This window comes from Arthrobacter sp. 01T428 (assembly GCF_056398685.1).
The window spans coordinates 130,093-151,637 of record NZ_JBFTPW010000009.1; the positions used below are offsets into that span (position 1 = coordinate 130,093).

Sequence of the window (21,545 nt, forward strand, 5' to 3'; positions counted from 1 at the left end):
TGCCCGTTCGAACGACACACGGGGGATGTTCTCGGTACCGCTCACACAGGCTCCTATCCTGTTGCTGTGGTGGTGGGCTACCGACGTCTGCGAATCCTGACCCCGAACCTCGGGGCCTACTACAGCGTGGTCGACGAGGCATACCGGCCGCACGAGCTCGCGTCGCGGTGGCTTGAAGTCCGTTTCTTCGGACGGGCCCAAGCGGAAACAACCAGCGCGCAGTACGCCAGCTCCATCGCCTTATTCCTGACTTGGGCGCAACAAAGCGGACGAGACCTTGAGCAGGCCGCCCGAAAGCTTCACCTGTTCGCGGCCTATCTCGCGACAGAACCTCAGACGTCCGGGAGAAATGCCGGCTTGCCCCGGACGGCGGGCAGAGCCAACCGGATCCTCGTAGCCGTGCGTGAGTTTTACCGATTCGCTATCACCGAAGGTGCCCTGCCGAACCGGCTTCTGAGCGATCTATACGAGCTTCCCGACGAGCGGGAGTTCCATTCGGCGAGAGGTCCGCGGGTGCGGCACCGACGCCGTGAGCCCAGACGCGCAACGGCACCTGATCAGGCGACTGCAACTGAAGTTGTCGCTCTCCTCGATGCTGCCACGACCGCCCGCGACCGGTTCCTGATCCTTCTCTTTGCACTCACCGGGATGCGAATCGGACAGGCGCTGGGACTTCGCCGGCAAGACCTGCACCTCGTGCCCGATGCTGCTGGCCTCGGATTGCCATCCGCAACGGGCACCGGCAGTCTGTGTCGCGTCCCGGGGGAACATATCCACGTCGTCCGCCGCCGCAACCCGAACGGCGCCTGGTCCAAAGCTCAATTCGACTTCGCCGTCCCTGCACCGGGGATTCTGCTGGCCCTTTACGACAACTACATGCTCGAGCGTGACGGCTGCGAGGAGGCCGCTGCCAACGACATGCTCATCGTTACGCTGATCGGGCCGACCCGCGGGTGCGCGATGTCACCCCGCAACCTTAACAAGATCATCAAGCGGCTCGCCCGGGCAGCGGGTCTGCGCCACATCCACCCCCACATGTTGCGGCACTTCGCCGCGTCGGAGCATCTGGCGTCGGGAACCACCCGCGATGAGCTGCAGGCCCTTCTGGGATGGAGCAGCCCCGCGTCGGCAGATCCGTACATCCACGTCAGCGACGACCGCCGCCGCGCGGCGGTTGACCGTCTCACGGACCGACTGACGTCCCGGGAGCATTCATGACTGCGGTCGCCCGGTTATTCGAGCCAGCGGCAAGTCATCCGCTGGCAGGGCACCCTTTGTCGGCGGCCATCGAGGCACAACTTCCACTGGACACCTGGGACCTGCGGGTGTTCGGGTACAACCGGGCCACCGCCCATGCCCGGTTCCGGGGCCGCGTTGACCGTGCCGGTCGCGGCGCGACAGACATCAGCCAGCCGTGGCTGCTCTCGATTGCGAAGGAGTGGGTTCTCCGCAGTGCTCTTCGCCGCGTCAGTGCCAGCTACATGGACAATGTGGTCCTTGCCCTCACCTTGCTCTCCGCGACCTTGCGTGAACGGCCGGATGCCGGGCTCGACGCCACACGACTGGGCCGGGAGGACATCACCGCGCATCTGATACGGCTGGGACAACTCCGCGAAACCGCGCTGCTCAGCCGCAGCGGGCAGCAACGCTGCGTGCGTTTCATCAACCATGTTCTGGAAGATATCCGCCAGTGGGGGCTCACTGATGCGGGCGGTGCCGCTGCGGGACTGCCAGACAGCTTCGCTTTGACCCGTCGGGATCATCCCGGGGGCTTCACTCGCGGCGTGGATGAGCCCGGCAAGGCCTTGCCCCGGGAAGTTGTCCGTCAGCTCATGGCACCAGATTCCCTGGCTCTGCTGGAATCAGGAGTCGGCAGGTGGCCTGTGAATTGGTTCAAACTCGCTCTCGGCACCGGCAGACGCCCCGGCGAGTTGAACCACCTGCCCCTTGAAGGGTGTCTGGATTACAACGTGCTCCGCGATGAAAACGGGACAGAGCGCACCCACGCCGTGCTGATCCACAACATGTCAAAGGTCGGCCTCACGTCCTACCGGCTCCCGATCAATTCTGAAACGGCTGCGGTGATCGAGGATCAGCGCCAGCAGGTGGTGGACGCTTACCCCAATACCGATAGGGCGCGGCTTCCGTTGTTCCCGCATCCGCATCACAATGAGTCCGGCCAGCGCCCGGTGGCGACCTATCAGGTGGAAGTTTCGCTGAAACGATGGGTGGAAGCACTGCCCGAGCTTCGCTGCCCGCAAATGGATGAGGACGGCAGGGCGACCGGCGCTGAGGAACCGGTCAGCGGGAACCGGCCGTTCCCGCGCCAGAAGGTTTACCCCTATGCTCTGCGGCATACGTGGGCTCAAGACCACGCCGATGCAGGCACCCCGCTTGAGGTGCTGCAGGACTTGCTTGGCCACTCGAAACCGGGCACCACTCAGGGCTACTACCGGATGACGCATGCTCGTCGGCATGAGGCCATGAACCGGCTCAGCCGGCTGCAGCTGACCAACACCGGTTCCCTCGTCGCCGCAGGCCTACGAACCCTTGAGCGCGAGGAAGATCTCCGCGGCCAAGTCGGCTCGGTGGCCGTTCCTTTTGGGACCTGTGTGGAACCCAGCAATGTTAAGGCCGGCGGCCATAGCTGCCCCTACCGGATGCGCTGCCTGGGCTGCTCACACTTTCGCACCGATCCGTCCTACCTCCCTGAGCTCGGTGAATACCTGACCCAACTGCTGCTCTCGCGTGAACGGCTTACCGCCGCTGACAGCGCCTTGGAACCATGGGCCCGGGACAGTGCCATGCCCTCCAACGAGGAGATCGATCGGGTCCGCCACCTGATCCGCCGCTGCGAAACCGCACTTGAATCCCTGACCAAAGAGGAACGCGCCGAGATCAACGCGCATGTCGCACAGGTTCGGACTGCCCGGGTTGGCGCCACCCAGGCAGTGCCGCTGGAACTGCTGGGAATCGTGCGCACCGGCGAGCCAACCCTGTTCGCCGGATCCTTTGCACGGCTACGGGGCGCCGTCCACATACCGACAACCGGGAGAGCACGATGAAATCCTCGAGCGCACGTCAGACCGACGGCATGCTCCGCCAGCGCCGGACCCAAAGCGAAGCCAAACATCGCGCCGTCCGCACCGCGATCGATGCCTGCGTTGCCCGCGGCACCACCGATTCCGCCGCCAGCATCGCCCGGAAAGCAGCAGTGACGGAAACGTTTCTCTACCGCCACGAGTCGGAACCCTGCACCCTCTGCGCGCAGGTGTTCGGCATGGGACCTGTCGGGTATCTGCGCACCCAAATGGCACGCATCCTCGACTCCCGGGATGCCCGCACCCAAGCCCAGGGTCTCGTGACGGCAGCAACGACCCGGGCTGATCTGGCCAACAGCCGCGCCACCAACCGCCGTCTGCAACAGCGCCTGCAAGCGTTGGAACGCCGGCTCGGTGAAGTCCTCGGCCACGCCGTTCAGGACAAACTACCGGTCCTGGGCCGCCTCGCCCAGGACATCGACCCAGCCAGTGAAAAACGCATCCGGGAGCTGTCTGAGCAGACGGCCGCCCTTCAATTGCTGCTCAACGAACGCTGCGAGGAACTGGACGCCGTCCGACGCCTCAACACCGACCTCACACGCCGCCTGAACGCTTGAGCAGGGAAGAGACTGAACGAGAAAGGCACAACATCGTGACCAGCCCGGAAACCAACGCCGCGTGGCCGGGACGGCTGCCCCCTGACGTCGAAGCCTTCATCCGGGAGACGGTAGAAATGATCCACGAACTCGACGACACCGGCCTGCACGAGATGACCCCGCTTTTCTATCAGCACGGATACGAACAAGTCAGGATGTCCCTCCGGTATCTGCTCAGAATCCTCGGCCACGACCCGGACGCCTGACGGTTCCTCTCTATAGGGGAAGACGGCCCAGCGTCGACCCCGCCGGTTGGAGTCACAGGGACACGTTCATTTGTGCATATCTGGTAGATGTTCCAGTGGCGATGGAAGGGTCAACGGCAACCCGATTTGGGCAACAAGACGCGTCCGCCCCGTGACACGCTGTTATCAACCGTGATGGACCGGCCTCTGGATTACCGGGCGTTAATCTGTGGTCAGGACGAGCGATGGAGGAACGAGTAGTGACAAGATACGTAGAGCGTCTTAGGAAGCTTCCGATGCCGCTCCGTGTCGGAGCGCTGGTATCTCTCGGCGTGTTCCTGATCGCCTTCGCAGCCTTGGTCATGTCTTCAGGGCAAAGGGCTGTGGTTGCATTTTCACTGGGGATACTTGGTGTTGATGGGCTCGTCTGGGGCATGATTTTGGCGACGAACTATCGCGGTTACGCTTCTGCATATGCAGGACTATGGACGGTAGCGGAGGCCAGATCATGGCTGCGCATTTACATTCGGGTGTATGGCGCGGTCTCCGTGGTGGGCGGCGCCGTTTTTGTAGCCGTGTCCGTGCTCCTCGCTTTCGCGCGCACGTCGTGAGTATGCACGTTCTCCGGGGCTGACGGTTCTGCAGGGGAAGTATGTGGTTACCCCCAGGCAGCGCTTTCCTTGGTCGGGCGAAACACGTTTGTCTCCCCTGTTTAGGTCTCGCAGCTCGCCGTTCCGGAACTGCCGGACGCCAGGCTGCGTCGGCACAGGTAGATGCCGGCCACCTCAGGCCGCCAGACTCATCATCACCTCGGCCAGTGCACCCAACAACATGGAAGCGCAGGTCAACCGCGACAACTAGTCCTTGAGAGTACCGAAAACGGGCTGTGGCAGATGTCGGCGCAGTTCGATTTCAGCGCGGATCCGGCGCTGGATCTGTGCCGCGGCCTGGATCCGGGAGGCGTGCACATCCCGGCCGTAGTTGGTCACTGCGCCGCGCTCGTAGGCTTCATCGGCCCGGGCTTCCGGGTTCATCAGCTCACGCAGCGCCTGTTCCTTCTGCAAGGAGGATGTAAGCCACCGGGCTTTACTGGTTGCAGCGGTGTCGTTGATCGTCGTATCGGTGCGCAGCTGCTGCGTCGCGGCCGTGATCCGGATCGCCAGGTCATCGTCGCTGAGGTGCCCGTGCAGGCGCCCCTGCCATGGGGTGTCCTTGCGTTCGGCCAGCCAGCCGCGCAGCAGGGTCTTCCGGTCGGCCTTTTCCATGTCCGGGGTCCGGGAGGCTTCGGCCCTGGCACGCATCAACTCACCGACGGCGCGCTTCTCCAGACGGTCCAGGACGTCGTCGCTCATGGATTCCAGGGGCCGACGGCCCGGGTCCTGGGCGCGCTCACGCCACCGGGCGAGACGGTCTTCGACGCGCCAGGCCAACACCGCCCCGGGATCATCGGAGGCGTCGAAGTCGCCTTCGTTGACGCTGTCCCCGAGCAGGTTGGCGATGTTGAAGCCGTCGTTCTCCGCGTGGCGCAGGTGCGTGGCCACTGCACCCCACGCGGTGGACTGGGTGAAGCCGGCTGCCGTTCCTTCGCCCAAGACACGGGCGGCGAGGTTGGCCATGCGCAGCTCGTTGGCCTGGTCATCAATGTCCCGGTACGCCGCGGACATGTCCGGCAGCGAACGGGCCTGGGCGCGGGCGGCGTCCATCTGTTCGTGCGCGGTCAGGTTGGAATCGTGGTTCGCGGCCACGGCCGCCAGGACATCCTCCAGGGTTTCACCCTCGACCACGACGCCGTAGAGCTTGTTGGACTCCCGTCCCCGGGAGGCGGCGACGTAGGCCAGGGACCTGGACAGGCCGGAGCCGATGAGGGTGCGTGGTGTCGCACGTGACGCCCTGGGTGCGGTAGATCGTCGCGGCGTACCCGAGCATGGTGTGGAGGCGCACGTACCCGGCCGGAAGGGTGAGCGTGCCCTGGTGTCCGTGGTGTTTGACGGTCAGCGAACCGTCCTTGTGGGCTTTCACGACGTCCCAGACGTCGTTGTTTTTCACGAAGTCTTTGTCCCGGTTGGTGGAGAGCCGCCGGTTGTTCTCCCGGGTGACCACCATGTCCCCGGCACGGGCGGTGAGGCCGTCGCGCAGCATCGTGGCCGGCTTCTTCGCGTCCAGTTCACCGGTGGCGATCTTGTACGCCTGGGCGCGGGCGTTCAGCCCGGTGACGGTGGCGTTGTCGAACGCCATCATGATCGAGTGCTTGCCAGCTGGAAGATGATGCAGTCGAGAAATTCCGGCGCATCTGCGACCAAGCGTCGGAACGGCGCCTTGCAGTCAGCCTAGAACCCAGAACGAACACAAACATCGCCTCCATCCAAACGGCAGCAATGCTGGTGTCGCGCGCTCAGCGCAGGAACGCTGGGATCTGCGTCGACACTTGGCAATACTTCGGGGCCAAAAACGCGGCCGAGGACCTGGTCGCCATTCCGGCCGATCACATTTCAACGATCCGGATCTCACATGAAGTAACGGCACAGGAGGCCCTGGACTACACCAGCCGCGCTACCCAAAATCGCCGAGGCCCGGAAGAAGGCGCTGACCTGATTAGGTTCCTGAGGACCATTACTCAGAACGGCGTAACCTTGCCCATTTCCGTGGACGTCACCTTGCACCCTCCGATGCATACGGATCCCTTCGCCATCTGCTCCTTCCTTGAGGACAAAACATCCTCCATGTGGAAATATGGCGTTCAGGTTTGAGCCCGAGGAAGCAGCACTTAGGACACCCGGAGCCGGAGCCGGCCCGAGCTACTTCCACTAGTTCTACTTTCCCCAATTCGCAGCCTCCTTTCACACCCACTGGTACATCTCACCAAGGTGCCCGCCTGGTCGGAAGATGGGAGAGTTTGGTTGAGGGGTTACTGGTACACGTGCACATTCGATTTCGAACTATTCCTGCCTGTGCGACAACGTTGTACGCCAGGGCTGCTCAAAGTTTTTGGCGAGCACAGCCTCGTGGGTAGCCGGACTCGCTAAGTCCGGAGAGTCTGGCCAACTGGCCGGGTGTTCGCCCAGCTAGGGCACACCTCAACTGGACATTCACCGGCGCCCGTAAGGATCGTGCAGACAGTCCGTGAGTCCCTCCTCATCCGACCACGGTTGCTAAGGAGATCGAGGCGTCGGAGGTTGCTATTGGTGCTTTGAGGTCCGCAGGCGTTGGCGGTAGGACTCCCAGTGATGGCTGGTCGCTTGGAGCAGGTCGTCGGGGATGATCTGCTCGGAGGACGTGTCGAGCCGGTCGGTGTAGTAGAGGCTTGGAACCCCGATCGTGCCTTGCAGCGCTGTCCATTTCTCGTACGCCGCGGCGTGAGGAAGGACCCAGCCGTCGGTGTCGATGAGCGTGTCTGGATTCACTGCACGCACGATTCGCGCTCGGAACGACATGGCGTCGCTGACCGCCCTGCCCGGGTGCCCGAAGGAGGGTTCGCTACTTCCGTCTCGTTGATCGAGCATCATGACGTCGTTCAGTCGCAGCATGTCGGTGACGTCGCGAAATGCGGGGTCGGGGGTGTGGGTGATGACGAGGGCGTCGGGTTTGATCTGTTTGATGGCGTCGTAAAAGACGGAGAGAAGCTCGTGGAGGAGATCAATGCCCCAGGAGGGTCCCGCGTGGGTAAGCGCTGTTCCGGCGGGGGTGCTGGCAGTGAAGTCGATTTTCACGCCGTCCGCATCGAGGTCGAGGATCATGCTGTGGGCGGCCTCGCGCAGTATCCGACGTCCTGCGGAGGACTCCGGGTCGAGCGCGACGGGCGTACCGTGGCGGTCGCGGACGCAGGCCTCTGGTGGTGCGCCTTCAGGGTCCCAGGCTTTGTACCACAGCAGTACCCGCTGGTCCGCGAGGTGGCGGTTGCGGATCCATTCCGCCATGTTGGGCCATTTCGTGACGTCGGGTGTGCAGGTGGCGTAGTTCTGCTGCCACTTGTCGTCCACCACTACCGTGCCCGGGCGGATGCCGTATGTCTCAAGAGCAGCCAGGTACTTGTCGTATTGGCCCTGCCGTGCCCAGTCGCTGGCGTCAAGAGGCGCGCCCGCAGACACCGCGTCTGCGTTCTGCGCTCCCCAACCGCAGAACATGGGCTCACGCCAACGGGCTGAGGGCGCCGCCCATCGGCGATCCGGCACCAGGCCGCGGGCCGAGAGCAGTTCGCCGTACTTGGCCAGCCCCGCATAGGGGTCGTCGGCGAGGAACAACAGAAGCGTGGGTGTGGCGAACTCTTTTTCCGCGACTGTGTGGCCATCGTAGTCGTATCGGAATGAGAAGCCGGGGGTGACGGCGTCGTAAGTCAGGTGCGTGAACGGGCGGTGGGTGGCCGCGACGCCGATCATCAGCCACGGCCCGGCCATTTCGCGGTCGTCATTGTCATCTGCCGTTGAGAGCCCTATGCACAGGGGTGGTGGTGTGAACAACCAGCGGCCCACACCTGGCTCGCCGCCGTCGCCGACGACTCCGAGCACGGCGGATTCCTCGGCACGGCGGAGAATCCGCCAGGGTTGGTCGGGGGTGGGGGCAAAGACCGACCGGTGCATGAGGTCGCTCGAAAGAACGCCGCGGCCGGTGCTGCTACGAGCGCCGAGCTGCTGCACCGTGGAGATTCGTCCATGACCTCGGACGGTGGTATGGATCTCAAGCGCGTCCTCTGCCGCGCGTACGACCGTCTCGTGGGTGTCCCATCGAGAGCTGTCGGCGGTGACAATGATGCGCTGATCATCATCCCCGGGCCCCGTGATGTCGACGTTGCTGACGCTGACCTCGTCAGTGCCTTCGATCGTGTCGATGCTCGAGAGTAGCCGCAGGCGGGCCAGCGTGGTTCCGTCGGTCGCGCGCACGTCGAGAATCCCGCGCGAAGGATCAACTGATGCCACTAATCCGGCCGTCTTGAGGCGGCCTTGGTCTAAATTCTTATTGGTGAACACCCGTGGGGCTCCGCTCGTGATTTGGGGTGGGAGTGGTCGTCGATTCGTGGTCACGCGGATGTCGCGTGGCCGTCCGCCGGAGGGTCAGCCTTTGACGGCGCCGGCCAACATGGCGCGGATGAAGTACCTCTGAAAGATGATGAAGACAAGGATGGTGGGCGCCATGATCAGCAGGGCCCCGGCGTTCAGCAAAACGATGTCGGTGCTGTGTGCGCCGACGAACGCTTGGAGAGCCCCGGCCATGGTGCGCTGGTTGGGGTCGTCAATGAGGACGATCGCCAGCAGAAACTGGTTCCAGGTGCCCAGGAAAGTCAGGATCCCTAGGCTCGCCAGCGTGGGGCCGGCCAGCGGCAGCTGCACGTGCAGAAACGCGCGCCAGGGGCCTGCACCATCCAGGGCGGATGCTTCGCCAAGTTCGATCGGGACGGACTGGAAGTGTGCGCGCATCCAATACACCGCGAACGGCATGTTGAGCCCGATGAGTGCGAGGATCAACCCCAGCTGGGTGTTAAGCAGGCCGAGCGACTGCATCTGGTAGTACAGCGGCACGACTACGACTTCGAACGGCAGTGTGAGCCCAAACAGCAGCAGGACGAAGAAGAGCCCGCCGAATCGGATCTTCAATTGTCCGAGGGCGTAACCGGCCAGCGCGGCGAACAGCAAGGTGGCGGGCACCACGCCGAGCACGAGGATAACGCTGGAGCGCAGGAGCACGGTCAGGTTGGCAACGTTCCACGCGTCGACGAAGTTGTGCCATTGCGGGTCGGTAGGGATCGCCAGTCCCGACGGGGCTGTGCCTTGTGGTTGCAGCGCGGCCGACAGCATCGACAGCAGCGGAAACACCGACAACAGCGCGACAGCGGTAAGCAGAAGGGCGCGTGGCGCGGTGTCTTTGATCACAGAAACGGACATGTCACTTCTCCCGGAACAGCCACTGAAGGGGAACGATCACCACGAGTACCAACAAGCTCAGCACGATCGCGAGTGCGGAGGCCTGCCCGATCTTGAACTGGGTAAACGCCAATTGGTAGACCTGCACGCCGGGCACCATCGTGCTGTACCCAGGGCCGCCTTGGGTGGTCATGTAGACGACATCGAAGCTGGCTAAAGCGGTGATAATCGTGATCGTCACGCAGACACCGATCTCACGGCGCAGACCCGGAAGCGTGACCGCGAAGAACTGCTGAATCCGGTTGGCGCCATCGAGCACCGACGCCTCGTAGAGGGCGTTGTCGATTTTGCCGATGCCGGAGAGGAGCAGCAGAGTGCATAGCCCCGTTGCAAGCCAGGTGCCGACGATTCCCACCGCCGGCAGCGCCCAGGTGAAATCCCCCAGCCACGCCGTCTTCAGTGAACCTAGCCCCACCGCACCGAGCAGCTGGTTGACCGCCCCGTTCGGGGCATACATCCACGTCCAGGCGATGGCCGCGGCAGCACCCGGAATGATCTGGGGCAGGAACATGAGGGTCCGGGCTGCGCCGCCCAGTACACGGGAACGAATTTCTCGGACGATGGAGGCAACGACGAGCGCAAGACTGACCGGCAGTACGGTGAAGAAGATGATCAGGATGAAAGAGTGCTCAATCGATGCGAATAGCTGCGGTTCGGTGAACACCCGGGCGTAGTTCGCGAGCCCGACCGCCGTGGCCGGGCCGATACCGTCCCACTCGTAGAACGAGTACTGCACCGCCGTCAGGACCGGGTAGAGACAGAACGTGGCGTACACGGCAAGCGCTGGGAGGGCGAACAGCCAACCAGACCATCCACCCCGCCGGCTTTTCGGGGACCGGAGTCTCCGCGGGGAGGGCGCAGCCGCGCCCTCCCCGCGGAGCTCTGAGGCCGTGGTGATGCGGAGCGTCACTTCTCGATCTCGGACTTGTACGTCGCCTGAACGTTACGCACGAACTCTTCCGGGCCGATTTCACCGCCATACAGACGTTGGCTCTCCGGGTTCCACGCCTGGTTCGCGATCGCGGCCGTCGCGTTCTGAACGAACGGGACCTGCCCGCCAGCCGCAGATACTGCCGTGAACGCCTTGACGACATCCGACATCACGGAATCCTTGGGAACCGTCGGAACTGCCTGACTTGCCAGACCCGATGGCATGAACCCGTTCTCGATTGCGATCTGACGGGCTTTGTCACTGGAGAGGAAGTCCAGGAACGCAGCCGCGGCGTCTTTGTGCTTCGACTTTGCCGGGATGCCGAACGCGGTCGCCGCGTCGGACATCGCGGCCAGCTGACCACCTGCCTGTGCCGGAGGCATCGGGATGAATCCGATTTTGCCGGGCATGGTCTTGTCGAGGTTGACCGCCGCCCAGTTGCCCCAGGCGTAGAAGACGCCCTTGCCGGCGGCGAACATGGCGTCCGCCGCAGTGGCGTCCAGACCGTTCACACCCTCCGGGAAGTAGCCCGCCTTACCCCACCGCACGATCTGCTCGGCTGCAGCGGTCGCTTCCGGTGTGTCGATGGTCGCCCCGGGCGCGTTGAACACCCAGTTTGACACCCCAGCGACACCCATCCCCGAGTTGAGCAGCAACTGGAACGGGAAGACCCCCGTTCCCTCCTTGTTACCCACAACAAGCCCGTACAGGCCTGCTTTCTTCGCGGACGCGAAGAGGCCGGTCAGCTCAGCGACGGACCGCGGGGGCGTGTCCATCCCGATCTGCTGGGCCAACTGCTTGTTGTAGTACAAGCCGGTCATGGTGAACCCGGACGGTTTCGCGTAAAGCGCGCCGGACCCGGCGACGCCGTTCGCTGCGCGGAACTGCACCAGTTGTGTCGCAGGCATGTTGTTCCAGCCATACAGGTCCTGGTACGGGGTGAGGTCTGTCAGCAGACCCGCCTTGGAGTTGGCTGTCACCGACACCACCCGGGTCAGGTCAGGCGGCGTCTCCGAGGCCAGCCGTCGCGGCTGGTTCTGGCTGGTCACATTGTCCGGGTCGTAAGTCGCGGCGATGGTGACGTTCGGGTGCTGCTTCTGGAACGCCGCGATCAACGCGTCGTCCAGCGGCTTCAGGCCCTGACCGTCATACAACGTCAAGCTCACCTGGGCGTCGCCCAGGGTGTGGGCCGTCACATTTGTCGCATCGGTGTTGCCCGGCGCCGAACCACCCGGCGCGCAGCCACTTGCGACGCACACCAAGGCGACGGCCATGGCGATCACGGCGCCACCACGGGCGCGTCGTGAGAAACGAAATGAATTACTGTACATGCCACTGCTCCACGGTGAGAAGGGAAATCGGGGCTGAAAAGGAACAGCGCAACAGCAACGTGGAATTTCCTTGTTTTCGGAAGCGCTTCCGAAACAAAGGTTATCCACACAATGGTTATCAAGTCAATAGGACCGGAAAGAGGGCCACTCGGCGGCACCGCGGATCGGTCGAATGTTTGGAATCGATTCCGATCAGATAAGCTGATTCTGTGATGCAGGAATCGAGTTCGGTGACGCTGGCCGATATCGCGCGCCTCGCGGGTGTTGGCATGGCCACCGCTTCCCGCGCGCTGAGCAACTCCTACGGTGTCTCTGCCCGCACGCGGCAACGAGTCCTGGCGATCGCGGAACAGCAGCACTTCGTCGTCTCTCCCCAGGCCGCGGGATTGGCAAAGGGGAACACCGGTCGTGTTGGTGTCTTAGTGCCGCATCTGTCGCGGTGGCATTTCGGAGCCGTCGTAGAGGGCGTCGAAACGATATTGCGAGAGGCAGCACTGGACCTCCTGCTGTACCACGTGGGCGATGCGGGTGACCGCAGACGGTTTTTCCGTGCGCTTCCCCCTCGACGCAAGGTCGATGCGCTCATCATCATCGGTTTTCCCGTGACCGAGGACGAGCAGCGCCAACTAGAACTCATGGGTGTCCACATCGTCACGGCCGCCCTGCAGGATGGCGTCAGCCCCCTCGTGCACATTGACGATTATGTGGCAGCGCGCCGCGCGGTCGATCATCTGATCAACCTCGGCCATCGGCGAATCGCGATGATCGAGGCGACCGACCCGGATCTTCCTCACCTGAGCCGACGTCGCTCGACCGCTTACTACGACGCACTCACGGAGGCTGGCCTGCCCATCGTTCCCGAACTCGTCGCGGTCGCAGACTGGGGCGGCGAAGAGGGTGCGACCTGCATGGGAACACTCCTGGGCCTGCACCAAACGCCCACCGCCGTCTATGCGCACTCCGACGAAGTTGCCCTCGGCGCAATGAGAACCATACGGCGGGCAGGCCTGCGCGTTCCCCAAGACATCTCGGTCATCGGCATTGACGACCACCCACTCGCATCGCTCACCGATCTCACCACCGTCCGGCAAGACCCGTTCGAGCTGGGCCGAACGACAGCCCAGGCCGTGCTCGCGCTGCTGCGCGGCGAAGCGGTCCCCCCGACGACCACCCTCCCCACGTCACTTGTCATCCGCGCCACAACCGCACCCCCAATGCCAGACCTCCCCCCAGCGACCCCTTGAGCTCGGCTATCGGTGTGTTTTCGGAATGCGCCGAGCCGAATGCCAGGGTGCCGTTTGACGGTGACGAGACGTTAGGGCCGCTCTAGATGGGGCTCGAGGACTCAGATCGATGCGCCACCTGGCGATCACAGAATGCCGCCAAAGAGCGCCAAAGGTCACAGGTTAAGTGACAGTTGCCAAGGGTATCCCGATTTCGGATCCGGCTGTCACCTAAACGAACGTATAAATGGTGGGGCTGGACGCTGCGGGGGATTCGATGCCCGCGGCCCGCAGGAGTGAGCTGGCGGGATTTTTGTCGGAGAGCACAGCGTTCGGTGGTCTGCGCGAGAGTCGCAGCCAGACTCTCCGCATATGCCCCAGCGATCTGGCACAACTGGCACATCGACACACCTCGGAAACGATCACTCATCGCCTTCGACCACCGGGATATTGGCGGGGCATTAGGTGCGGACGGTCACGGTGATGTCTGATTCAGCTGCGAAGTCGTCGATGGCCGCGAGTTCCTCGCCGGTAAATGCGAGGTTGTTGATAGCGCATAGCGTGTCTTCCAGTTGCTTGACGCTGGATGCACCCACCAGGGCGGAGGTGACGGGGGATCCCTTGGGCTGGTCGCGGAGGATCCAGGCGATCGCCATCTGCGCCAGTGATTGCCCGCGGCCGGCGGCGATCCTGTTGAGCCCGCGGACACGGTCCATTTTGTCCTCGGTCAGGGCAGATTTGGACAGGAACCGTTGTTTGGCCGCCCGCGAATCGGCCGGGATGCCGACCAGATAGCGGTCCGTCAGCATGCCCTGTGCCAGCGGGGAGAACGCGATGGAACCGGCGCCCACCTCTTCCAGCGCCTCGTAAAGGTTCGGCGTTCCGTTCTCGGTCCAGCGGTTCAGCAGGGAGTAGCTGGGCTGGTGGATGAGCAGCGGGGTGCCGAGGCCCTTCAGGATCCGGGCAGCCTCGATGGTCTGCTCCGGAGTGTAGGAGGAGATGCCCGCGTACAGCGCCTTGCCGGAGCGCACGGCGTAGTCCAGCGCCCCCATGGTCTCTTCCATCGGCGTCTCGGGGTCCGGCCGGTGGCTGTAGAAGATGTCCACGTAGTCCAGGCCCATCCGGCCCAGCGACTGGTCCAGGCTGGAGAGCAGGGACTTGCGGGATCCCCACTCGCCGTACGGACCCGGCCACATGTAGTAGCCGGCTTTGGTGGAGATGACGAGTTCATCCCGGTACGGCTTGAAGTCGTCCTGCAGGTGGCGGCCGAAGTTGGTTTCGGCCGAGCCGTCCGGCGGGCCGTAGTTGTTGGCCAGGTCAAAGTGGGTGACGCCTAGGTCGAAGGCACGGCGGAGGATGGCGCGCTGTTCATCGAAGCGCTTGTCGTCGCCGAAGTTGTGCCACAGGCCCAGGGAGATGGCGGGAAGTTTCAGGCCGCTGCGTCCGACGCGGCGGTAGGGCATGGATTCATAGCGGGTGTTCGCAGCCGAATAAGTCATCGGTGCCTTTCTGCCGGCCGCGGCAAGAAGCCGGTCCGGCGCACGGGTGAGGGAAGTTTGAAGGCAGGAATGAACCGGCCAGAAAGGGTCAACCCAGGAGGTCAGCTGGTACGTGAGGGCCGCAACAAAGCCAGGGTGGCACTGACTCCTTGGTGCAGACAGTACTGAGATGCTTCGAGCGAAGCCCAAGCTGCTGTTGTGTTTCGCGGTGGGTGTGCAGCCTCCCGCCATCCGACGCTGAACACCCCCGTTTTTTCGTACGTTATTCAGCCTCAACGGGTTAGCGTGGCCCGGTAGGCTGCCCGGTGCTGCCCGGTGCTGCCCGGTGCTGCGCTGTGGCGTGCAGGGACGCGGGCGGGATGGGTTGTTCGCTGGGGTCGGGTACATCGAGGCGGACGGTGTAGTACAGGCTGGGAACCCCGAGACCGGCTTGTGCCGAGGTCCAGCTCCGGTAGGCGACTTGGCTGGGCAGGGCCCAGCCGTCGGTGTCGATAAGCAGTTCCGGGCATGCAGAGGTGGCGAGGCGGGCCCGGTGGGTCATGGTGTCGAGGACGCCGGTGCCTGGGGTGGTGAGGGTGGGGCCCGTGGGTTGTGGTTTCCGGCGGCGTTTCATCCCGGGCGATGGGTATTTCCTGGTCATGGTTTCGTGGGGAGGCTGTTCGCGTTGCGGGTTACCATTCCTGCCTTTCCTGGATGGTTCCGTACGGGACGTCCGGGTGGAGCTGGACGGTGAAGTCCCGGGGTGAGTGCCGGGCAACGAGGATCCCTTTGCCGCCGCAGAGCGGAGCCCGTTCGGCGAGGATGTTCACGGCTTTGTCCAGTTGGTCCTCTAGTTGGCTCCGTTTCTGGACGCGGATGTGGAGGAGGTCTTCATTTGATGGGTCGGTGTACATGGTGGTCCTGTAGGGGTGGATCGTTGTCGCCCGGTGGGAGGGGCGGAACCGAAAGGGCCCCGCCCCTCCCACCGGAATCGGATGGTTACTTGAAGAGGGCGTTGACTTGTTCGTTGGCCTGGGTGAGCGAGCTGACGGGGCTCTTGCCGGAGACGACCGCGTCCATGGCAGGTGTCATGATGCCGTCGACCTTGGGGGCATTCTCCGCGATGGGGAAGAGGAACGTGGTGCCGTCTTTCACCTGCTGGGTGAAGGGGGTCACGTCCACGCCCTTGGCCTGGAAAGCCGAGGCGGCCTTGTCGGAGGAGGACGTGATGGCGGGAAAGACGACTGCCTTGGACGCAACGACGTCCTGGCAGGCGGCCGATCCGAGGTATTCGACGAACTTCGCGGCAGCTACGGGTTTCTTCGTGCCGGCCCAGATGGCGTCGGAGAGACCGTTCATCATGGATGCCCGCTTGCCGTTGACACCGGTGGGAGTCGGGGCGATGCCGAGGTCGATCCCCTTGTAGCCGGCGTACTGGCCGATCGTCCAGGAGCCGTTGACGTTGATGGCTGCCTTGCCGGCGCCGAAGATGTCAGGGGTGCTTGCCCCGACCGTGGTTTCCAGTTTGGGCATGTAGCCCTTTTGGATGAGACCGGCGTACCAGGCGATGGTCTGCTGGAATTTGGGGTCATCGTAGTTGAAGTGGCTGCCCCAGGGGTTCTTGTCGGTGTGGGTCCAGCCGGTGGTGCCTGTAAGGTAGCTCCATTCGGACTGGCCCAGGCCGGATCCGGCACCGTTGAGGCCCAGGCCGTAGACGGCCACGTTGTTCTTGTCGAAGCCGGGTTCGTCGCCGCGTTTGCCGTTTTTGTCAACGGTCAGGTGGGCGATGGTCTTCTCGTAGCTGCCGCCGTCGGTGGGGTTCCAGGTGAGGTTTTTGATCTGTGCCTCACTGACACCTGCGTCGGCGGTCATCTTCTTGTTGTAGAAGACGGCGACGGTGTCCCAGTCTTTGGGCAGCCCGTAGCGCTTGCCGTCTTGTCCGACCCAGAGGTCGGCAAGGCCTTTGTTGTAGATCGAGAGGTCGACGGGGTCCTTCTTGAGGGCTTCATCAAGGGGCAGCAGCTGCTTGTTTTTGATGAGGTCCGGAAATTTGGTGACGTGGTCGGTGAAGACGTCCGGGGCGTTTCCGGCGATAAAGTCGTTGGTGAGGGTGGACCAGTAGTCGTCCCATCCTCGCTGGGTGACCTTGACGGTGATGTCCGGGTTTGCCTTGTGGAAATCGTCGGCGCACTGCTGGTAGGCCGGGAGCTGGTTGGAGTCCCAGAGCCAGTAGTTGAGTTCACCCTTGGCTTCATCGGATGAGCTGCTTCCTCCGCTTCCGCAGGCGGACAGGGCCAGAACGGCCGCAGCGGCAGCGGCAACGGCGATGGCGCTGGCTGTTTTCTTTTTCATGTGGGTCCTTTCAGGACAGGGTGGGGGCGCCGGAAGTGGACCGGCACTGTTCCCGCGGGGCGGGGGAACTGCTTGCGGGGGTTATTTGATGCCGGAGAAGCCGATGGAATTGACGATCTTTTTGCCGAAGGCGATAAAGAGCAGGAGGATCGGCAGGGCCGAGACCAGGGTCGCGGCCATCAGGCCGGACCAGTCCGGAGAGCCTTGGGGGGCCTGGGCCTTGAAGACGCCGAGTCCGACGGTGAGGACCCTCAGCTCGTCTTGGTTGGCGACCAGGAGGGGCCAGAAATACTCGTTCCACTGGCCGATGAAGGTCAGCAGCGCGAGGGTGGCCAGGGGTGCTGCGGCGTTGGGAAGGGCGATCTGAAAAAAGATCCGCAGGTGCTTGGCGCCGTCGAGCATCGCTGCCTCCTCGACTTCCCGGGACATGTTCAGGAAGAACTGCCGAAGGAAGAAGATGGCGAACGGGCTCATGAAAATGTAGGGCAGCACCAGGCCGGGCAAGGTGTTGAGCAGCCCGAGGTTTTTGATGAGCAGGAAGTTGGGCAGGGCGGTGAAGATCCCGGGGATCATCAGGGTGGCGAGGAAGAGGCTAAAGACAGCGTTCCGGCCCTTCCAGCGTAGTCGGGCGAAGGCGTAGGCGGCCATTGCGCTGAAGAACAGTGCGCCCGCGGTGGTGATGGAGGCGAAGACGACGGAGTTGCGCAGGTACAGCCAGAAGTCGATGTGGGCGCCGGAGCCGCCTTCTGCCATTGCTTCTTGGGTTGACTGGAGTCCGAACACGCGCTTGAAGGCGCCGAGGTTGAAATCGGCCGGCAGCAGGTTGGTCGCGTTGCTGGCCAGCGAGCTGTTGGTAGACAGGGAGGTTCTCAGCACCCAATAAAACGGGAGCACGGAGACGGCAACGGCAACGATGATCAGGGCCCAGGACACTGACCGGCGCCAGGTCATGGGTTTGCGGGACCGCTGCAGGCGGGGAGGGTTAGGACGGTGGGTGGTGGTCATGGTTGCTTTCCTTAATCCAGGTCCGATTCGTTGCCGCGGAGGAACTTCATTTGAACGAAGGCCACCACGGCGAGAATGACGAAGAGGATGACGGAGAGGGCGGAACCGTAGCCGAAGTCCGACTCGGTGAAGGCCCGCTGGTAGATGTAGTACTGCAGGACCCGGCTGGCATTGACCGGGCCGCCCTGGGTGGTTACGGCAACGGTGTCAAAGATCTGGATGGATCCGATCACGGTGACGATGAGCACCAGCGCGAGCACCGGACGCAGCAGCGGCAGGGTAATTCTCCGCAGGGTCTGGAAGGGGGAGGCGCCGTCGAGCTCGGCCACCTCGTAGATTTGCCGTGGGATGGCCTGGATGCCGGCGAAGATGAGCAATGCGGTGTAGCCCACGTGGCGCCAGGTGTTGATCAGGGCCTGGGTGGGAATGGCCCAGGTCTCGTTGCCGAAGAACGCCACCCGCGGCAGGCCGACGGCTTCGATGAAGTAGTTGACGATGCCGATCTGGTAGTCGAGCAGCCAGAACCAGAGCATTGCCGCGATCACGTTGGCCATCAGATAGGGCAACAGCAGTGCGCCCCTGATAAGGGTGGATTTGGCGACCCGGTGCATCAGCAGCGCCAGGCCCAGGGCCAGGGTCGTCTGGAGGACTACGTTGATCAGCACGTATTCGCCCGTCACTGCCAGTGAGTTCCAGAACAGCGGGTCTTTTGCGATCGCTGCGTAGTTCGCCCCTCCAACCCATTTGGGGTCTCCAAAAAGGCTGTACTCGGTGAAGCTCAGGTAGATGCCCCGGACCACGGGTACCACGTAGAAGGTGACAAAACCGAGCAGGGCCGGGGCGATGAAGAACAGGGCAATCCGCACGTCTCCATGGCGCCGGCGCCAAAAGGGCTTCCCGGCCCGTCCTGGTTGTTCATGGAGCGCCGTGCCGGCTCTGGCGGCCCGGCTGGTGGCAGTGGTGGTCATCTTTGATCCCTCTCCTGTGAGGTAGCTAACAATTGGCCGTTACTCTACGCGCGTCACAACGTGAGATGCAAGATTTTCTTTGAAATATCAGGGTTAAAAGTCTGATCGGATGAATGTCTTGACGCGCGTAGATTTTGTGCCCATACTTTTTCCCATGACTTCTTCAATTGGAATCGTTGGTGCAGGACAGTTCTCAGGCGTGTTCGCCAAGCTCTTCGCTGCCCACCCCGGAATCTCAGACATCTACTTCACCGACCTCATCAGTGAGCGTGCAGAGTCGCAAGCCAGCAGTGTTGGGGCTGAAGGGACTTTCGACAGCTTCGAGGCAATGCTTGAAAGCGACGTCGACGCCGTCGCGATCTTCACCCAGCGCTGGACCCACGGGCCCCTGGTCGTGCAGGCGCTGCGCGCCGGCAAGCACGTCTACTCCGCCGTGCCGATGGCGATCTCCGAAGCGGAGATCGCCGACATCATCGAGGCGGTCCGGGAGACCGGGCTGACCTATATGATGGGTGAGACAAGCTACTACAACCCGGCAACCGTCTTGGCCCGCAAGAAGAACGCAGAGGGCGCCTTCGGCCGGATCTTCTACGCCGAGGGCGACTACGTCCACGACATGGACCTCGGCTTCTACGACGCCTACCAGTACAGCGGCGGAGAAAACTGGAAGCGCACGGCCAGCTACCCGCCCATGCTCTACCCCACTCATTCCGTGGGCGGAGTGCTCGGAGCAACCGGCGGTCACGCCGTCAGCGTCAGCTGCGTCGGGGTCAGGGACGAGCGCGGCGACGGCGTCTTCGACCGGGAGGTAAGCATGTTCGCCAACGACTTTTCCAACGCCAGCGCCCTGTTCGAACTCGCCGGCGGCGGGTCCATGCGCATCAACGAGTTCCGCAGGGTGGGCTACCCCTCCCACCTGCGCGAGAGCCGCTTCCGCTACTTCGGCACCGAGGCCAGCATGGAACAGCTCGCCCTGGTCAGCGTCTGGCAGGACAAGCACACCGTCACCGACATCAGTGACCAGCTCGAGACCCAGGCCACCATGGACGCGGATGACCCCATGCTTGCCGACGTCGCCCCCGCGCTGCGCGACGCCTTTATTTCCGGCATGGCCTCCGTGCACGACGCAGGACGCCTGCCGGCAGAGTTCCGCGGCCTGCCCAACGGCCACGAGGGCAGCCACCACTTCCTCGTGGATGACTTCGTCACCGCCATCAACACCGGCACCCTGCCTCCGGTCAACGCCTGGGAAGCGGCCCGCTACACGCTTCCAGGCATCGTTGCCCACCAGTCCGCCCTGCGTGGCGGCGAACGCCTGCCGGTGCCCGACTTCGGCGACGCCCCCGCAGAGCTGCCTCGCCCGGCACTCCACGAATCCGCCAAGTAAACCCCGTTAGCATGGTTGCCATGCCGCACCCCACCTCACACGCCAAGACCGCCACCCGCGACGACGTCGCCCGGCTGGCAGGGGTCAGCCCCGCCGTCGTCAGCTACGTGGTCAACGGCGGGCCCAGGCCCGTGTCCCCGGCGAACGAGGCCAAGGTGCGGCAGGCAATCAAGGCTCTTGGCTACCGGCCCAATCCGGCAGCCCGGGCACTTGCATTGGGTTCCAGCGAGATGCTCGCGATGATCGTCTCCGATGCCATGAATCCGTTCTTCGCCTCGCTCGCCCGTACCGTCGAAAACGCCGCGGCCGAGCGGGGCTACGCCCTCCTGCTGGCGGACTCCCAGGCCTCGCTGCGCACGGAGCGCCGCCTCATCAAGAACTTCGCCGCCCGGAGGGTGGATGGCCTGTTCCTGTGCAGCGTGCTGTTCGAGCCCGATCTGATGGACCTTGAACAGGCAGAGATTCCCGTTGTGCTCCTGAACCACAGCACCGACCTCGCCACGGCAGGCAGTCCCGCCGTCGTGAAGCACGGGGCGGGAGGCCACGACTCCGTTGGAGTGGCCTTCCAGGACGGGGCACGCATGGCGGTCGAGCACCTCATCAGCCACGGGCACGAGAGCATCGGGCTGGTCATGGGCGGCAACGCTGGCGGTGACCTGGACGCACGCGAGGTCGGGTGGCATCAGGGGATCCAGGATGCCGGCCTCATCGCGGGCCCCATCGCCAGGGCACCGTTTACCCGCGAGGGCGGGTACCGTGCCGGGCAGGAGCTGCTGGCCCGCAGCGAGCGTCCGACCGCAGTCTTCGTCAGCTCCGACCAGCAGGCGGTGGGTCTGCTCTGCGCCCTCCACGAGGGTGGCCTGCGCGTACCGGAGGACCTCGCGGTGTTCTCCTTCGACGGCTCGCCCGAATCCGAATACACCTGGCCCCGGCTCAGCACGGTCGCCCAACCCGTAAAAGACCTTGCACAGACCGCCTTGGAGGCCCTCCTGGTCCCCGAGCCCGGAGGGGAAACCCAGACCAAAATCTTCCCCGCCGAGCTGGTACTGCGCGCTTCGTGCGGCTGCCACTGACAC

Annotated in this window: 21 protein-coding genes; 9 read left to right on the forward strand and 12 right to left on the reverse strand. The window is 63.7% G+C overall.

Annotated elements, in window-relative coordinates; translation table 11 throughout:
* The first annotated feature begins 66 nt into the window (after nucleotides 1-66).
* The 5 genes from AC1DJB_RS12615 (at nucleotide 67) to AC1DJB_RS12635 (ending at nucleotide 4,493) form a co-directional block, all read left to right on the forward strand.
* Entirely contained in the window at nucleotides 67-1,218 is a 1,152-nt protein-coding gene (locus tag AC1DJB_RS12615) for a tyrosine-type recombinase/integrase (protein WP_476910366.1), read from the forward strand.
* Entirely contained in the window at nucleotides 1,215-3,065 is a 1,851-nt protein-coding gene (locus tag AC1DJB_RS12620; protein WP_476910367.1) for a tyrosine-type recombinase/integrase, read from the forward strand. The genes AC1DJB_RS12615 and AC1DJB_RS12620 overlap by 4 nt, the downstream gene beginning before the upstream one ends.
* On the forward strand, nucleotides 3,062-3,658 hold the full coding sequence (locus AC1DJB_RS12625) for a hypothetical protein (protein WP_476910368.1): 597 nt from the start codon (nucleotides 3,062-3,064) through the stop codon (nucleotides 3,656-3,658). Before AC1DJB_RS12620 ends, AC1DJB_RS12625 begins: the two co-directional genes overlap by 4 nt.
* Before the next feature lie 35 nt (nucleotides 3,659-3,693).
* Entirely contained in the window at nucleotides 3,694-3,903 is a 210-nt protein-coding gene (locus AC1DJB_RS12630; RefSeq protein WP_476910369.1) for a hypothetical protein, read from the forward strand.
* A gap of 275 nt (nucleotides 3,904-4,178) precedes the next feature.
* A complete protein-coding gene (locus tag AC1DJB_RS12635) occupies nucleotides 4,179-4,493 on the forward strand; it encodes a hypothetical protein (protein WP_476910370.1) in 315 nt (104 codons plus the stop codon).
* Nucleotides 4,494-4,739: 246 nt separating this feature from the next.
* Here the strand turns inward: AC1DJB_RS12635 and AC1DJB_RS12640 are convergent, their stop codons facing one another.
* Nucleotides 4,740-5,666, reverse strand: coding sequence for a hypothetical protein (locus tag AC1DJB_RS12640; RefSeq protein ID WP_476910371.1), 927 nt, complete (start codon nucleotides 5,664-5,666; stop codon nucleotides 4,740-4,742).
* On the reverse strand, nucleotides 5,653-6,120 hold the full coding sequence (locus tag AC1DJB_RS12645; protein WP_476910372.1) for a hypothetical protein: 468 nt from the start codon (nucleotides 6,118-6,120) through the stop codon (nucleotides 5,653-5,655). Before AC1DJB_RS12645 ends, AC1DJB_RS12640 begins: the two co-directional genes overlap by 14 nt.
* 17 nt (nucleotides 6,121-6,137) lie before the next feature.
* Between AC1DJB_RS12645 and AC1DJB_RS12650 the strand changes: the two genes are divergently transcribed.
* Entirely contained in the window at nucleotides 6,138-6,629 is a 492-nt protein-coding gene (locus AC1DJB_RS12650; protein WP_476910392.1) for a TIM barrel protein, read from the forward strand.
* 429 nt (nucleotides 6,630-7,058) lie between these two features.
* Here the strand turns inward: AC1DJB_RS12650 and AC1DJB_RS12655 are convergent, their stop codons facing one another.
* The 4 genes from AC1DJB_RS12655 to AC1DJB_RS12670 all read right to left on the reverse strand — a co-directional run bounded on the left by AC1DJB_RS12655 (nucleotide 7,059) and on the right by AC1DJB_RS12670 (nucleotide 12,056).
* Nucleotides 7,059-8,792 carry an alpha-amylase family protein gene (locus tag AC1DJB_RS12655; RefSeq protein ID WP_476910373.1) on the reverse strand — a complete coding sequence of 578 codons (1,734 nt, stop codon included), beginning with the start codon at nucleotides 8,790-8,792 and terminating at the stop codon, nucleotides 7,059-7,061.
* Nucleotides 8,793-8,927: 135 nt separating this feature from the next.
* On the reverse strand, nucleotides 8,928-9,755 hold the full coding sequence (locus tag AC1DJB_RS12660; protein WP_476910374.1) for a carbohydrate ABC transporter permease: 828 nt from the start codon (nucleotides 9,753-9,755) through the stop codon (nucleotides 8,928-8,930).
* A gap of 1 nt (nucleotide 9,756) precedes the next feature.
* A complete protein-coding gene (locus tag AC1DJB_RS12665) occupies nucleotides 9,757-10,704 on the reverse strand; it encodes a carbohydrate ABC transporter permease (protein ID WP_476910375.1) in 948 nt (315 codons plus the stop codon).
* A complete protein-coding gene (locus AC1DJB_RS12670) occupies nucleotides 10,701-12,056 on the reverse strand; it encodes an ABC transporter substrate-binding protein (protein ID WP_476910376.1) in 1,356 nt (451 codons plus the stop codon). Before AC1DJB_RS12670 ends, AC1DJB_RS12665 begins: the two co-directional genes overlap by 4 nt.
* A gap of 212 nt (nucleotides 12,057-12,268) precedes the next feature.
* Between AC1DJB_RS12670 and AC1DJB_RS12675 the strand changes: the two genes are divergently transcribed.
* Nucleotides 12,269-13,300 (forward strand): LacI family DNA-binding transcriptional regulator, encoded by a 1,032-nt coding sequence (locus AC1DJB_RS12675; RefSeq protein WP_476910393.1) that lies wholly within the window; start codon nucleotides 12,269-12,271, stop codon nucleotides 13,298-13,300.
* 440 nt (nucleotides 13,301-13,740) lie between these two features.
* On the opposite strand, the gene mgrA is transcribed toward AC1DJB_RS12675, so the two are convergent.
* The 6 genes from mgrA to AC1DJB_RS12705 all read right to left on the reverse strand — a co-directional run bounded on the left by mgrA (nucleotide 13,741) and on the right by AC1DJB_RS12705 (nucleotide 19,082).
* Nucleotides 13,741-14,778 (reverse strand): L-glyceraldehyde 3-phosphate reductase, encoded by a 1,038-nt coding sequence (gene mgrA, locus AC1DJB_RS12680; RefSeq protein ID WP_476910377.1) that lies wholly within the window; start codon nucleotides 14,776-14,778, stop codon nucleotides 13,741-13,743.
* Between the two features lie 280 nt (nucleotides 14,779-15,058).
* Nucleotides 15,059-15,418, reverse strand: a complete 360-nt coding sequence (locus tag AC1DJB_RS12685; protein ID WP_476910378.1) for a hypothetical protein — start codon at nucleotides 15,416-15,418, stop codon at nucleotides 15,059-15,061.
* Between the two features lie 31 nt (nucleotides 15,419-15,449).
* On the reverse strand, nucleotides 15,450-15,671 hold the full coding sequence (locus AC1DJB_RS12690) for a hypothetical protein (protein WP_476910379.1): 222 nt from the start codon (nucleotides 15,669-15,671) through the stop codon (nucleotides 15,450-15,452).
* A gap of 85 nt (nucleotides 15,672-15,756) precedes the next feature.
* Nucleotides 15,757-17,109 (reverse strand): ABC transporter substrate-binding protein, encoded by a 1,353-nt coding sequence (locus AC1DJB_RS12695; protein ID WP_476910380.1) that lies wholly within the window; start codon nucleotides 17,107-17,109, stop codon nucleotides 15,757-15,759.
* A gap of 81 nt (nucleotides 17,110-17,190) precedes the next feature.
* On the reverse strand, nucleotides 17,191-18,114 hold the full coding sequence (locus AC1DJB_RS12700; protein ID WP_476910381.1) for a carbohydrate ABC transporter permease: 924 nt from the start codon (nucleotides 18,112-18,114) through the stop codon (nucleotides 17,191-17,193).
* Between the two features lie 11 nt (nucleotides 18,115-18,125).
* On the reverse strand, nucleotides 18,126-19,082 hold the full coding sequence (locus tag AC1DJB_RS12705) for a carbohydrate ABC transporter permease (protein ID WP_476910382.1): 957 nt from the start codon (nucleotides 19,080-19,082) through the stop codon (nucleotides 18,126-18,128).
* 154 nt (nucleotides 19,083-19,236) lie between these two features.
* Between AC1DJB_RS12705 and AC1DJB_RS12710 the strand changes: the two genes are divergently transcribed.
* Nucleotides 19,237-20,469 carry a Gfo/Idh/MocA family protein gene (locus AC1DJB_RS12710; protein ID WP_476910383.1) on the forward strand — a complete coding sequence of 411 codons (1,233 nt, stop codon included), beginning with the start codon at nucleotides 19,237-19,239 and terminating at the stop codon, nucleotides 20,467-20,469.
* A gap of 11 nt (nucleotides 20,470-20,480) precedes the next feature.
* On the forward strand, nucleotides 20,481-21,542 hold the full coding sequence (locus tag AC1DJB_RS12715; protein ID WP_476910384.1) for a LacI family DNA-binding transcriptional regulator: 1,062 nt from the start codon (nucleotides 20,481-20,483) through the stop codon (nucleotides 21,540-21,542).
* The last annotated feature ends 3 nt before the right edge of the window (nucleotides 21,543-21,545 follow it).